General features: G+C 40.4%; 11 protein-coding genes. 6 read left to right on the top strand and 5 right to left on the bottom strand.

From position 1 onward, the window contains the following. Nucleotides 1-59: 59 nt before the first annotated feature. Entirely contained in the window at nucleotides 60-1,667 is a 1,608-nt protein-coding gene (locus AAH582_RS16155) for an acyl-CoA carboxylase subunit beta (protein ID WP_343318661.1), read from the top strand. Nucleotides 1,668-1,757: 90 nt separating this feature from the next. On the opposite strand, the gene AAH582_RS16160 is transcribed toward AAH582_RS16155, so the two are convergent. Together AAH582_RS16160 and AAH582_RS16165 are read right to left on the bottom strand one after the other, a co-directional pair. Beyond that, nucleotides 1,758-3,686 (bottom strand): acetoacetate--CoA ligase, encoded by a 1,929-nt coding sequence (locus tag AAH582_RS16160; RefSeq protein WP_343318663.1) that lies wholly within the window; start codon nucleotides 3,684-3,686, stop codon nucleotides 1,758-1,760. 122 nt (nucleotides 3,687-3,808) lie between these two features. Then, nucleotides 3,809-4,855 (bottom strand): ferredoxin--NADP reductase, encoded by a 1,047-nt coding sequence (locus tag AAH582_RS16165; protein WP_343318665.1) that lies wholly within the window; start codon nucleotides 4,853-4,855, stop codon nucleotides 3,809-3,811. 264 nt (nucleotides 4,856-5,119) lie between these two features. On the opposite strand from AAH582_RS16165, the gene AAH582_RS16170 reads away from it, so the two are divergent. Beyond that, complete coding sequence (locus AAH582_RS16170; RefSeq protein WP_343318666.1) at nucleotides 5,120-5,836, top strand: superoxide dismutase; 717 nt, start codon at nucleotides 5,120-5,122, stop codon at nucleotides 5,834-5,836. A 52-nt stretch (nucleotides 5,837-5,888) separates the two neighbouring features. Here AAH582_RS16170 and AAH582_RS16175 read toward each other — a convergent pair whose 3' ends face one another. After that, the gene (locus AAH582_RS16175) at nucleotides 5,889-6,287 is read right to left on the bottom strand and encodes an SRPBCC family protein (protein ID WP_046674429.1); all 399 of its coding nucleotides are present in this window, start codon (nucleotides 6,285-6,287) and stop codon (nucleotides 5,889-5,891) included. 19 nt (nucleotides 6,288-6,306) lie between these two features. Next, the gene (gene pyrE / locus AAH582_RS16180; RefSeq protein WP_046674428.1) at nucleotides 6,307-6,957 is read right to left on the bottom strand and encodes an orotate phosphoribosyltransferase; all 651 of its coding nucleotides are present in this window, start codon (nucleotides 6,955-6,957) and stop codon (nucleotides 6,307-6,309) included. 22 nt (nucleotides 6,958-6,979) lie between these two features. Between pyrE and AAH582_RS16185 the strand changes: the two genes are divergently transcribed. From AAH582_RS16185 to gloA2, 4 genes are all read left to right on the top strand, one after another. Beyond that, nucleotides 6,980-7,567, top strand: coding sequence for an NUDIX domain-containing protein (locus tag AAH582_RS16185; RefSeq protein ID WP_231585276.1), 588 nt, complete (start codon nucleotides 6,980-6,982; stop codon nucleotides 7,565-7,567). Between the two features lie 58 nt (nucleotides 7,568-7,625). Continuing rightward, nucleotides 7,626-8,342 carry a 3-ketoacyl-ACP reductase gene (locus AAH582_RS16190; protein WP_343318667.1) on the top strand — a complete coding sequence of 239 codons (717 nt, stop codon included), beginning with the start codon at nucleotides 7,626-7,628 and terminating at the stop codon, nucleotides 8,340-8,342. 119 nt (nucleotides 8,343-8,461) lie between these two features. Continuing rightward, on the top strand, nucleotides 8,462-9,523 hold the full coding sequence (locus AAH582_RS16195) for an NADH:flavin oxidoreductase/NADH oxidase (RefSeq protein WP_343318668.1): 1,062 nt from the start codon (nucleotides 8,462-8,464) through the stop codon (nucleotides 9,521-9,523). An 88-nt stretch (nucleotides 9,524-9,611) separates the two neighbouring features. Beyond that, nucleotides 9,612-10,004, top strand: a complete 393-nt coding sequence (gene gloA2 / locus AAH582_RS16200) for an SMU1112c/YaeR family gloxylase I-like metalloprotein (protein WP_343318669.1) — start codon at nucleotides 9,612-9,614, stop codon at nucleotides 10,002-10,004. Nucleotides 10,005-10,076: 72 nt separating this feature from the next. Here gloA2 and infB read toward each other — a convergent pair whose 3' ends face one another. Then, the gene (infB, locus tag AAH582_RS16205; protein ID WP_343318671.1) at nucleotides 10,077-13,226 is read right to left on the bottom strand and encodes a translation initiation factor IF-2; all 3,150 of its coding nucleotides are present in this window, start codon (nucleotides 13,224-13,226) and stop codon (nucleotides 10,077-10,079) included. Nucleotides 13,227-13,234: the final 8 nt, after the last annotated feature.

Here is a 13,234-nt window from a genome sequence, read left to right on the forward strand (position 1 = left end):
ATTTATCTAAAAATAAGAAATTCTTAATTTAACAGTTTTTAAAACCAAGATTATAAATTATGAAGGAGCTACTCGCGTTACTTCGCCAAAAAAGAGAAAATTTAAAATTCGGTGGCGGCATCGATAAAATAAAAAAACTGAAAGAAAAAGGCAAAATGTCAGCTTGGGAACGAATAGAATATCTGCTGGACCCAGATCGAGAATATATTGAAATAGGTATGTTTGCCGGTGAAGGAATGTACAAAGAACATGGTGGATGCATAAACGCAGGCTGCGCAGCAGTACTGGGCTACGTAAAATCCAAACTATGTGTCATTGTCTCCAACGACGCAACAGTAAAAGCTGGGGCATGGTTCCCAATTTCTGCAAAGAAAAATCTACGCGCGCAAGAAATTGCCATGGAAAACAACTTGCCAATTATCTATTTAGTAGATTCTGCTGGCGTATTTTTGCCGCTACAAGATGAAATCTTTCCGGATAAAGATCATTTTGGACGCATATTCCGTAACAACGCCCGAATGTCCTCCATGGGAATACCACAAATTGCAGCAATTATGGGAAGTTGCGTAGCAGGTGGCGCTTATTTACCTATTATGTCCGACTATGCCTTTATCGTCGAAGGAACAGGATCTGTATTTTTAGCAGGCCCATACCTGGTCAAATCTGCAATAGGTGAAACCGTAGATGCTGAAACACTCGGCGGAGCTTCTACTCATTCGGAGATATCCGGCGTAACAGACAATAAATTTCCCGACGACCAAACCTGTTTAGATGCTATAAAAAATGTTATCGATAAAATCGGTGGAAATCCAAAAGCTAATTTCGACAGAAAGATAAGCCTACCCCCAAAAACAGATCCGAGTAAAATAGCAGAGATTCTTCCCGAAGACAGAACAAAACCTTATCGTATGCAGGATATCCTGAATGCAATTGTAGACGCAGAGACTTTAGAAGAATACAAGCCAGATTATGGGAAAACCATTGTATGCGGCCTCGCCCGCATAGATGGCTGGGCTGTCGGGATCGTTGCTAATCAACGCGAGATCATTAAAGCCAAGAAACCTGGCAACACCATGGAAATGCAGATGGGCGGAGTTATCTATAGTGATTCAGCAGATAAGGCGGCGCGCTTCATCATGAATTGCAACCAGCAGCGTATTCCACTTGTTTTTTTTCAGGACGTCACTGGTTTTATGGTAGGGAGCCGATCTGAACAAGGGGGGATTATCAAAGACGGCGCAAAAATGGTCAATGCAATGGCCAACTCCGTAGTCCCAAAATTTACATTTATTGTCGGAAACAGTTATGGCGCAGGAAATTATGCAATGTGTGGAAAAGCATATGACCCACGACTAATCTACGCTTGGCCTACTGCCCAAATGGCAGTCATGAGCGGTGCCGCAGCAGGCAAAACACTCTTTCAAATCCAAGAATCAGCTTTAAAGTCCAAAGGTCAGGAAATTAATGAAGAAGAGAAAAACGACCTCCTTAAATCCATCGAAGACCGGTACAACGAGCAATTGAGCCCATATTACGCTGCTGCAAGACTATGGGTTGATGGAATTATAGCACCTGAAGAAACACGAAAAGTTATCAGCATGGGAATTGAAGCTGCCAACGAAAAACCTATCCTAGACCGGTATAATGTAGGTGTTATACAGGTCTGAGTGGAGCAAAGTTAAATTCGAAAACCCCTCAAACGGGAAACTTCGTCATCTGAGGGGTTTTTAAATTAGCTATTTTATAGCTTACTATACTTAGGATCTTCTCCAGATTTTGCTAATCGCTTCAAAGTCCAACAAAGATTCTCGGTTCCGCATAATGTCTATTGACACCGCTTTTTCTACGGGCACCCCCGAAAAGATCTTCTTAATAGGCAGCTCCAGCTTCTTACCGCTTAATGTGTAAGGAATAGCCGCTACTTGAAAAATATCGTCAGGCACATGTCGCGGACTATATTGCTGCCGAAGCTCCCGTTTAATCTCCCCTTTTAACGCGTCATTCAATAAGCCATTGTCCAATTGAACAAAAAGCAACATATCAGATGATCCATTTTCATGATCTACACAAATAACCAAGCTATCCAAGACCCCTTCAGTTCTATTTAAAACATTATAGATCTCCGCAGTACCGATGCGTACGCCGCCACGGTTCAGAGTTGCATCTGAACGGCCGTACATAATTACTCCATCATGGGCAGTAATCTTAATCCAGTCACCATGACTCCAAACACCACTATATTTATCAAAATAACTATCGAAGTATTTTTTATTCCCCACATCGTTCCAAAAATAGATGGGCATGCAGGGCATGGGAGCTAAAATAACGAGTTCTCCCACCTCCCCATAAAGCGGATGACCATTCTCATCAAATGCTTCTATCTTAGCTCCTAAGGCGCGGCATTGAATCTCTCCTGCATAAACATCAAGCAAAGTGCAACCCGAAAGAAAGGCACTGCAAACGTCTGTACCACCACTTAACGAGACAATTTGACTTTTTGGAAACTGCACATTTAGCCACTCAAATACATCTGGCGGAAGTGGTGAGCCTGTCGACCCTATTGTTTTCGGCTGATAGGCCAGAGATCTTAAATCTTGATCCTGACAGGAGATGAGATAAGCAGCGCCAACACCAAAATGATCCACCTTACTTTCTTGTGCAAACCTCCATAAACTCAATTTGTCGGGATAATTCGTAGCTCCATCATATATACACAATGTATTTCCCATTAAAAGGGCCGAAAGCGCATAATTCCACATCATCCATCCTGTAGTAGAATACCACATAAATCGATCGCCGTCTTGCACGTTTTGATGGAGTCCAAGTGCTTTCATATGTTCTAATAGCATACCACCAACTCCATGTGTAATGGCTTTGGGCTTCCCGGTAGTTCCTGAAGAATACAAAATCCATATTGGAGCGTCAAAAGGCATTGCCGTAAATTGGAGCTTAGCTTGTGTAAGATCCTTTTTCAGAATCTCTTCCCAAATAGGATCATCAATCAAAACACAAGCTACTAAAGATGGTAGCCGCTGCGAAAGTTGCTTAATACTTTCCGCCTTTTCAAAAAGACGTCCATTATAATAATAACTGGAATTTGCGAAGAGCACTTTGGGTTCAATCTGCTCAAAACGATCCTGAATACTTGCCTCACCAAAGTCCGGCGAACAACAGGACCAAACAGCACCTATGGAATTAGCCGCCAAAAATAACGCAACAGCTTCAACGCCATTAATCAATACACCAGCGACGCGATCTCCACTTTGTACACCGATTTCTTTCAAATAGACCTGAAGTTTGAAAACCATGGATTCTAGCTCGGCCCATGAGACCTCTCTTTTAGCGCACTGTTCGGATTGAAAGATTAATGCAGGACGCTTTTCCGTTGTATTTCGAAATACGTGTTCAGCATAACTCAAGGTTGCACCAGCAAACCATTTTGTCCCAATAAAGCTTGTGGAATCTGCTGGTAACTCGACAATTTTTGCAGGGTCTGAATGAAATTTTAAATTAAAATAGGCGGCTATACGCTTCCAAAAATTAGCCAGTTCCGTCGTTGACCATGCCCAAAGGTCCTGATAGGATGGAAAGAATAAGCCGTGCTCATTCTCCACATATTGTTTAAACTTATTGATCTCAGCTAGAGATTTTTGCTCTTCTGTTGGGCTCCAGAGTAATTTCCCCATAATAGTTAGCTATAAAACGGTTATAGCCAAACTTAGATAAATTTACTTATATATGCAATTTTAAATATTTCTGTTTGCCGATAACTGTACCTCATATTTTTCGATTAAATACGAATACTCAATTATAGTACTTCTATAGCCGTATTCATTTCTACCGGATGCCCGGTGCACAAAAGTACTCTTCCTTGTTCAACTTCACGATCAGTTAACACCTCATTATAGTCCATTCTCACTTTTCCCCTTGTACACTGCGAAATACAAGTACTACACATACCGGATTTGCAGGAATACGGCAGCTTGATTTTATGTTCTAATCCGATGTCCAAAATGGTTTTATTGTAGGGAACCTCAAGATTATACGTTCTACCTTGAAAATATAATTCGATGGTATAAGTCGTTGTATCGACTTCCTTTTCAGTCTCGTCATCATCATCCGCTTCATTTTCGGGCAATAGAAATGTCTCTCGTTTTATTTGGTTGGAATCAAATCCCATTCCCAAAAGTGTAAAACGACAGAGATCCATATAAATCACAGGACCGCAGGTATAGAACAATGCGTCTTCCCTATTTCCAAACAAATGATCGTTAACAATAGCATGTATATAATCTCTATTTAACCTGGCTTTCATCAGGTTTTTACTGTTGGAAAAAATCCACACAATAGTTAATCGATCAGGAAATCGGTCTGCCCAATGTTCCAATTCCGCGCGAAACGGAGTTAACTCCAGGGTACTATTGCTGTAAATTAACACGATTTTTGACTTACTTTCCGCAAGAAGCGCTGTCTTTAGAATAGCGTACAAGGGCGTGATGCCAATTCCTGCAGCAAACAAAAATAAGGTACGAACCTTTTCCGGCTCAGGCTCATATACAAACAAACCTTGAGGTTCCATCGCATTGACGATATCCCCTTCTACAATAGTGTGGTGGAGCAGTCGAGATATTTCGCCATTTTCGACACGCTTAACAGTGATGCTTAAGGGCTCATTATTATCCGGCGAACTATTAAAGGAGTACGAACGACGTACCTCACGGTCGCCAAACACAAAAGAAAGCGTAATAAATTGCCCCGCTTTATAGGAAGGATAGTCGCCTGCTATCGACTCAAGCTGAAAGGTAATATTATTATTAGGTTGGGGGATGATTTTTGAAATCCTTAAAGTATACATAGATCAAACTTAGCTAAATTTGATTTTATAAACAATTATAATTCTTTAGTACAAGTGGCCTTAGATCACCTTAACGCCCCCCTAGAATATTGCATAATTATATATAGCACAACACCATAAAACCGACATTCAAAACAAAGTGAGCCCTCCTATAAAAATAAATTTATAACAATTTTGTGGTATTACAATTAACAGACAATTCTTGCACAATAATTGTAAAATTTCACGTTATATTTATATCAAAACTAATCACAAAAAGATTATATGCAAACACGCAGAAACTTCCTTCAAAATGCAGCAAAAGCCACATTAGGCATCGCTGTATCTGGATCAATATTACAAGATATTGCTTCCGCGAAAGCTACTGAATTAAATGCCGCTACCTTAAAGTTTTCCCAAGTAAAATTACCTTTCAGTTATGCTGCTTTGGAGCCTAATATTGATGCGTTGACGATGGAAATCCATTATACAAAGCACCATATGGCCTATATTAACGCCGTTAACGACGCTATTGTTGCTGAAAACATTAAAGAGGCCTCTGAGGAGCAGCTCCTAGCAAACGTATCTAAGTATTCTCCTAAAGCAAGGAATAATGCTGGCGGAGCCTGGAACCATAACTTCTTTTGGGAGAGCTTGTCCGATAAGCCTAGCCAACCCTCCGAAAAATTATTGACGATGATCAATAAGACATTCGGTTCTTTAGACAAATTCAAAGAACAGTTTGCCGCAGCAGCAACCTCACGATTTGGTTCGGGATGGGCCTGGTTGATTTTGGATGACTCTGGTAACTTAAAAATTACATCTACTCCAAACCAGGACAACCCTTTGATGGATGTTGCCGAGGTAAAAGGCATTCCTATTTTAGGTCTTGATGTATGGGAGCATGCTTACTACCTGCACTATCAAAACAAAAGAGCCGATTATATTAAAAATTGGTGGAATGTTGTGAATTGGAAAAAAGTCAATGAAAGATTAGCATAAAAAAAGCTCGATTAGTAATAATCGAGCTTTTTTATATCCGTTATGAACCAATCTACCCTAATTTTTCTTTTAATTTGTTGACCTGAAAATCAACTAATTTTTGTAATGGCCCAGAAGCGATCATTTTCATCATCATGTTGAGATCAGCATCTATAATAAATGTTGCCTTTGTCACCGTATCAGCAATAACTTGCAATTCCCAACGAAGAGTAACCTCAAAAGGCGCCTTTTCCGAGGGAACCAACGTAATAAACCGATTCTCAACACGCTCTTCTACCCGAAGTGCCAATTTTGCCATATTCTGTATTGTAAATCGAGCTTCGTCCGTAGTCGAAGACCAATTGTAGATATTTTCTGGCATTAATTGTTCATGATTGTTGAGATCCGCCAAAAATGCATACACATCGCTGACAGTTTTGTTGATTTCTGTTGTGTTCTGAATAGTAGTCATAACGATAAATTAATCCTCATTATTGAAAATTGTCTCCCCAAGTAGCTGGGTTCAATCGCCACTTTTTCAAGATCTCAATATCCTCCTCCAATACATAACTATTTTCAGCAGCGACCTGAATCAAAGCATCGTAATTACATAAACTGAAATAAGGACATTTTGCATCGGCAAAATTATCAGTAGCTTGTTGCAACCCATAAGTAAAAATAGACACCAATCCAACCACATTGCAGCCGGCCTCACGTAATGCCTTTACAGCGACTAAGCTACTCTTACCTGTCGAAATCAGATCTTCAACGACAACAACACGTTGACCGCTAACCACTTCACCTTCGATCAAATTCTGACGACCATGGTCCTTTGCAGAGCTTCTAACATAAGAAAATGGTAGTCCTAGATCCTGTGCTACCAAAACGCCTTGTGGAATACCTGCCGTAGCAACTCCGGAAATCATATCCACTGATCCAAACTCTTCTTGAATAAGCTTAGAAAGCTTTTGACGAATGTATGTACGAATCGCAGGATGAGATAAAGTGATACGGTTATCACAGTAAATTGGAGACTTCCAACCCGACGCCCATGTAAAAGGACTTTTAGGTTGCAATTTTATTGCTTTAATTTGCAATAAGGATTCAGCAACTTTTTGTTCAACCTCATTTAAATTATTCATGGCGCAAATTTATAAAATTTATATGAACGAAACCGTGCTAATTTTAGCAGATTTTGTTCCATCGAAAATCAAAAACCCACAAACAATTAGTTTTCAGGAGATTGACCTCCAAAAACTTTTCAAACAATCTGAAATTGATAAAGTTCCAAAAACATATCTCTACATCAACAAGGATTTTGAAACCGTATTTCAAAACTTAAAAAATAAAATTAAGCTCATTAAAGCTGCAGGTGGGCTGGTGAAAAACGGTGATGGAGACTATCTTTTTATCTACCGATTAGGAAAATGGGATCTTCCGAAAGGTAAAGTGGAAGAAAATGAAAAAATGCGGGAAGCAGCTGTACGCGAAGTTGAAGAGGAATGTGGCATCAAAATCAACTACTTAGGAAAAAAAATTACCACATCATACCATACCTATTTTTTGCGAAATGGAGAATTCGTCCTAAAAGCAACAAACTGGTATGAAATGGGAGTTAACAAAGTCCCTAAATTGATTCCCCAAACTGCAGAAGATATTACAAAAGCAGAATGGCGTCATGTGGACCAATTTGAAGACATACGGAACAATACTTACCCTATTATCGAAAGTATCCTAAAAAAAGCAAAGTAAGTTGAATTTTTTAGGTTCATCTGACACGAATAAAAAAGATCATGCTTATTTTTATGATATGGAAAATATAATAGGAAAAAGAGCCTTAATTACAGGTGGCGCGCGGGGGTTAGGAAAAGCGATTGCATATGCATTAGCGAAAGAAGGTGTTCATATCGCGATTACCGGAAGAAATGAAGCTGCTTTAAAGGATACGGCCGCGGAACTTGCCAAACTGGGCACTGAGGTCACTTATGCCGTCTTTGACGTATCAAATTATATTATTGTACAACAGGAGGTTGAGCAATTGAAAAACACTTTCGGCAGCTTTGATATATTAATTAACAATGCGGGAGTGGCATCATTTTCCTCTGTGCTCGACATGGATGTTGCCGATTGGACATCGATTATTCAAACGAATCTCTTGGGTACATATTTTGTTACAAAAGCTGTCCTTCCGCAACTGATTGAAAAAAATCAAGGCGATATCATTATGGTATCTTCGACAGCCGGATTAAATGGCGCTGCCACCACTTCCGCTTATAGTGCATCAAAGTTTGGCGTCATTGGCTTCGCCGACTCTTTAATGCGGGAAGTACGGAAAAACAATATTCGGGTATGTACACTTATGCCTAGTACCATTGCTTCCGATATGTCCAAAGATCTTGGGCTTACCGATGGTGATCCAGAAAAAGTTCTGCAGCCTGAAGATTTCGCGGAGCTGATCATTGCTAATTTAAAACTACCAAGAAGAGCAATGCTAAAATCAGCATCTTTATGGTCCACAAATCCCTAATAATCGAACAGCTATTCGTCACGGTCAAATACAGACCTTTTAATGGCTTTCTTTTATAACACAAAGAAATGATCAAGGTAGGAGCTCTCGTTGCTCCTACCTGTTATAAACAAGCAATTATGAGTCAATTATTTTCATCAGTAAACATCGGAAATTTACAATTGAAAAATCGTTTGGTTGTATCCCCAATGTGTCAATACTCGGCAAAAGATGGTTTTGCAAATAACTGGCACTTGGTTCATTTAGGCCAATTTGCAATCGGCGGAGCTGCAGCAGTAATACAAGAAGCAACTGCAGTTACCCCCCAAGGTCGAATCAGTGATGGAGACCTTGGTTTATGGGACGACCGACACATCGAAAAATTAAGGGAAATAACAGAGTTTATTAAAGCAAATAATTCCATACCAGGCATACAGCTTGCCCATGCAGGTCGCAAAGCTAGCAGTAACAAACCTTGGCTTGGCAGAAATCAATTTTCACCAACGGATCCACAGGGTTGGCAAACAGTTGCCCCATCTCCAATCGCTTTCCATACTGGAGATTATGAACCTCAAGAACTTGATGTTTCAGCCATTCAAAATCTGATTGAACAATTCGGAACAGCAACGAAAAGAGCAATACAAGCCGGCTACGAAATTATTGAACTCCATGCAGCACATGGATATCTGATTCATCAATTTCTCTCACCACTGAGCAACTTGCGGACAGACTCTTTCGGTGGAATCTTTGAAAATAGAATACGTTTTCTTATTGAAATTGTGAAAAGAGTAAAGCAAGAAATAACAACCCAAAGTTTATGGGTACGCATTTCAGCAACAGATTGGGCCGAAGCAGGATGGGACTTAAAGCAATCCATAACCTTATCACAACAGCTATATGCATTGGGGGTAGACCTGATTGATGTTTCAAGCGGGGGCTTGGTCTCCTATCAAAAAATTGATATCGGACCGGCCTACCAACTCCCTTTCGCCACCGCTATCAAGGAGAATACCCAGAATAACGTAGCCACAGTAGGTTTAATTAAAACTGCTACCGAAGCATCCGAGATCATTACGCGAAAGCAAGCAGATTTAATCTTAATTGCACGAGGATTTCTTGATGATCCACACCTTCCATTACATTTTGCCAAAGAATTAGACGCTGACATTGCATGGCCTAAACAATATGAAAGAGCAAAATAATATCAAACATTAAAATAGTTTTTTTTATTGCTCCATATCCTCAATGAAAAAACACGTATTACACACGCCATGAGATAAGTATTGAAAGATGAAATTAAACCTCAACAAGATACATCATATTGCCATTATATGCAGCAATTACGAGCGTTCAAAGAAATTCTATACGGATATACTGGGCCTAGAGATTGCCAGGGAACACTATCGTGCGGAACGTGATTCATATAAACTGGACCTCAAACTACATGATAATTATATTATTGAGCTATTTTCTTTCCCATCACCGCCTAATCGACTTAGCTTTCCAGAAGCTGCCGGTTTAAGACATCTTGCATTCGAAGTCGATAATCTCGACATCGAATTAAATAAGCTCGAAAAAGCGGGTATATTACACGAAGGGGTCAGAATAGACAATCTAACAAATAAACGCTTTACATTCTTTTTTGATCCTGATCAGGTTCCAATAGAACTATACGAACGATAAAACAGAAAGCGGCATTGATTGTATTTAATCAATGCCGCTTTCTGTTTTATTAGTGAGTGTATCACTAAGTGATTACAATTTACGTTTCACTTCAACTTGTTCGTAGGCTTCAACAATGTCTCCTACTTGAATGTCATTGAAACGGTCAATGTTTAAACCACACTCATAACCCATTGAAACTTCTTTCACATCATCTTTGAAACGTTTCAAAGAAGCCAGTTTACCTGTATGAATTACAACGCCATCTCTGATTATGCGGATATCATTATTTCTATTGATCTTACCTTCTTTAACCATACATCCGGCAATCGTACCTACTTTAGAAATTTTGAAGGTTTCTCTGATTTCAACCTCAGCAACGATTTTCTCTTCAAATTTCGGCGCCAACATACCCTCCATCGCAGACTTGATTTCATCAATCGCATCATAGATGATCGAATATAAACGTACATCAATTTGCTCGTTCTCGGCCAATTTACGTGCGTTTTGTGTTGGACGTACTTGGAAACCTATGATAATCGCATCGGAAGCAGAAGCTAACAATACATCTGATTCAGAGATTGCACCCACTGATTTGTGAATGATATTAACCTGAATTTCGTCAGTAGACAATTTCAATAATGAATCTGATAATGCTTCAATAGAACCGTCCACATCACCTTTAACGATAATATTAAGTTCTTTAAAGTTACCGATGGCCAAACGACGACCGATTTCATCCAAGGTAATATGTTTAGTTGCACGCATGCCTTGCTCGCGTTGTAACTGAAGACGTTTGTTGGCTACCGTTCTAGCTTCAGACTCGCTTTCAAGAACATAAAGCTTATCCCCTGCTGTTGGTGCGCCGGCCATACCCAAGATTTGCACTGGGACAGAAGGTCCCGCCTCTTTAACACGTTCACCTCTTTCATTAGTCAAAGCCTTCACCTTACCTGAATGCGATCCCGCTAAAATAGGGTCTCCAACACGTAATGTACCACTTTGTATCAACACCGTTGTCACGATACCACGACCTTTATCCAAAGCTGCTTCAATTACTGAACCAACAGCGCGTTTTTTCGGATCAGCTTTCAGATCTAACATCTCAGCTTCCAATAGAACTTTCTCTAATAATAGGTCAACATTTTCCCCCGTTTTTGCTGAAATCTCTTGCGCTTGGAACTTACCGCCCCAGTCTTCAACTAAGATATTCATCGCAGAAAGCTGCTCACGGATTCTATCAGGATTTGCTCCCGGTTTATCTACTTTAGTAAATGCAAATACGATTGGAACTCCTGCTGCCTGCGCGTGGTTGATCGCTTCTTTTGTTTGCGGCATGACGGCGTCGTCAGCTGCGATAACAATAATAACAATATCTGTTACTTTGGCACCACGGGCACGCATCGCTGTAAAAGCTTCGTGACCAGGAGTATCCAAGAAAGTGATCTTCCGACCATCCTCCAATTTCACCGCGTATGCACCGATATGTTGGGTGATACCACCCGCCTCACCAGAAGTAACGTTCGCCTTACGGATATAATCCAGTAAAGAAGTCTTACCATGGTCAACGTGTCCCATGACCGTTACAATAGGCGCTCTTGAAATTAAGTTCTCTTCTGTATCCGGTTCCTCCAATTCAGCAGTCTCCTCATCCTCAGGTTTGATAAACTCTACCTGATAACCAAATTCATCCGCTACAATGGTTAAAGTTTCCGCATCCAAACGTTGGTTAATCGATACGAACATACCCAAACTCATACAAGTTGCAATAATTTGGGTTACCTGAACGTCCATCAAATTAGCTAATTCGTTCGCAGTTACGAACTCTGTAACACGCAATACTTTTGCCATCATTTCTTGCTCCATTGCAGCTTCTTCTGCATGCTGAGCCACGTCATCACGTTTCTGACGTCTCAATTTGGCACGTTGCGCAAATTTACCAGATTTACCTGCACCACTCAAACGAGCAAGTGTTGCCTTGATTTGATCTTGGATTTCCTTTTCAGTAGGTTCTTCCTTATTCTCAACAGGTCTTCCCTTACCTCTATTGTCAAAACGATTACCGTGTTGCGGTCTCGTACCTTGTCCTGGTCTACCTGGATGTTGGTTGTTACCTCCTTGTCCCGGTCTACCTGAGTGTTGGTTGTTGTTTTGCCCTTGACGATTGTTCGGGTTGTTGTTAGGACCATGATTCCCAGCTCGGTTACCTCCTTGTTGGTCCCGGTTGTTGGGATTGTTACCATCACGCGGTCCACGGTTTTGATTATTATGACCTTGACCTTGCCCCGCATTTGGGTTTACTGGACCATTTGGATTCGTACGCTTACGCTTACGTTTCTCATTATTATTTCCAGCATTTGAAGATGAAGCCACTGGTTTGTGGGAAGGTCTAGCAGATGGTAATTCAATTTTACCAATGACTTTAGGACCTGTCAATCTTTCCGCACGGGCAGAAATAATTTCATCTCCTTGTTTTTTCGCAGGCTCCACTATTGGAGTTACTGGTACAGCTTTCGGCGCTGTTTCTTCTTTTTTCTTGTCTTCTACCTTCACAGGTTCAGTTTTTGTCTCTACAACCGGAGTTGCTTTTACTTCAGTTTTATTTACTTCGGGTTTCTCTATTTCAGCTTTTGGTACAACAACTTCCGGCTTCTTCTCAATAACCTTTGGCTCTTCTTTTTTTGCTTCAACAATAGGCGCTTGGGTTTCGGCTTCCTTCTTTTCTTCCACCTTAACTTCAGCTTTAACCTCTACAGGTGTTTCTTTGACGGTTTTTGGTTCCTCCTTAACAGGTTCTTCCTTCTTGACCTTACTTCCGCCTCTATTCAATGCGTCAAGATCAATTTTACCGACCACCTTCATACCACCTTGATGAGCAGGCTCCTCTACTTTTGCAGGAGTAGTTTCCTTAACAGAAGGGATTTCTACCGTATTCTTGACCAAGATTTCCTTGGATTCATCATGATCTTCGAAATCCTCATTCTTAGATGATTCCTTAGGAGAAGTGGACGGCGACTCCTCACGACGAATTTTGCCAATCACAATTTGTTTAGCTTCATCTTTCAGTGATTTGTCTCCCTGAAACTCTTTTAACAGCACACCATACATCTCTCCGCTCAATTTAGTGTTAGGCTTTGCTTCTACATCATATCCTTTTTTCACTAAACATTCCACGGCGGTATGTATCCCGATGTTGAGTTCCTTTGCTGCTTTAAGCAAGTTTGTTCCTTTTCCTTCAGTCATCTATAATA

Origin of the sequence: Sphingobacterium multivorum (assembly GCF_039511225.1) — a bacterium.
Classification (GTDB): Bacteria; Bacteroidota; Bacteroidia; order Sphingobacteriales; family Sphingobacteriaceae; genus Sphingobacterium.

Bases quoted from the DNA above. Each gene is read 5' to 3' on its own strand.
- AAH582_RS16155 (WP_343318661.1), top strand. From the start codon at position 60: ATGAAGGAGCTACTCGCGTTACTTCGCCAAAAAAGAGAAAATTTAAAA.
- AAH582_RS16190 (WP_343318667.1), top strand. From the start codon at position 7,626: ATGGAAAATATAATAGGAAAAAGAGCCTTAATTACAGGTGGCGCGCGG.
- AAH582_RS16175 (WP_046674429.1), bottom strand. From the start codon at position 6,287: ATGACTACTATTCAGAACACAACAGAAATCAACAAAACTGTCAGCGAT.
- AAH582_RS16185 (WP_231585276.1), top strand. From the start codon at position 6,980: ATGAACGAAACCGTGCTAATTTTAGCAGATTTTGTTCCATCGAAAATC.
- pyrE (WP_046674428.1), bottom strand. From the start codon at position 6,957: ATGAATAATTTAAATGAGGTTGAACAAAAAGTTGCTGAATCCTTATTG.
- gloA2 (WP_343318669.1), top strand. From the start codon at position 9,612: ATGAAATTAAACCTCAACAAGATACATCATATTGCCATTATATGCAGC.
- infB (WP_343318671.1), bottom strand. From the start codon at position 13,226: ATGACTGAAGGAAAAGGAACAAACTTGCTTAAAGCAGCAAAGGAACTC.
- AAH582_RS16195 (WP_343318668.1), top strand. From the start codon at position 8,462: ATGAGTCAATTATTTTCATCAGTAAACATCGGAAATTTACAATTGAAA.
- AAH582_RS16160 (WP_343318663.1), bottom strand. From the start codon at position 3,686: ATGGGGAAATTACTCTGGAGCCCAACAGAAGAGCAAAAATCTCTAGCT.
- AAH582_RS16170 (WP_343318666.1), top strand. From the start codon at position 5,120: ATGCAAACACGCAGAAACTTCCTTCAAAATGCAGCAAAAGCCACATTA.
- AAH582_RS16165 (WP_343318665.1), bottom strand. From the start codon at position 4,855: ATGTATACTTTAAGGATTTCAAAAATCATCCCCCAACCTAATAATAAT.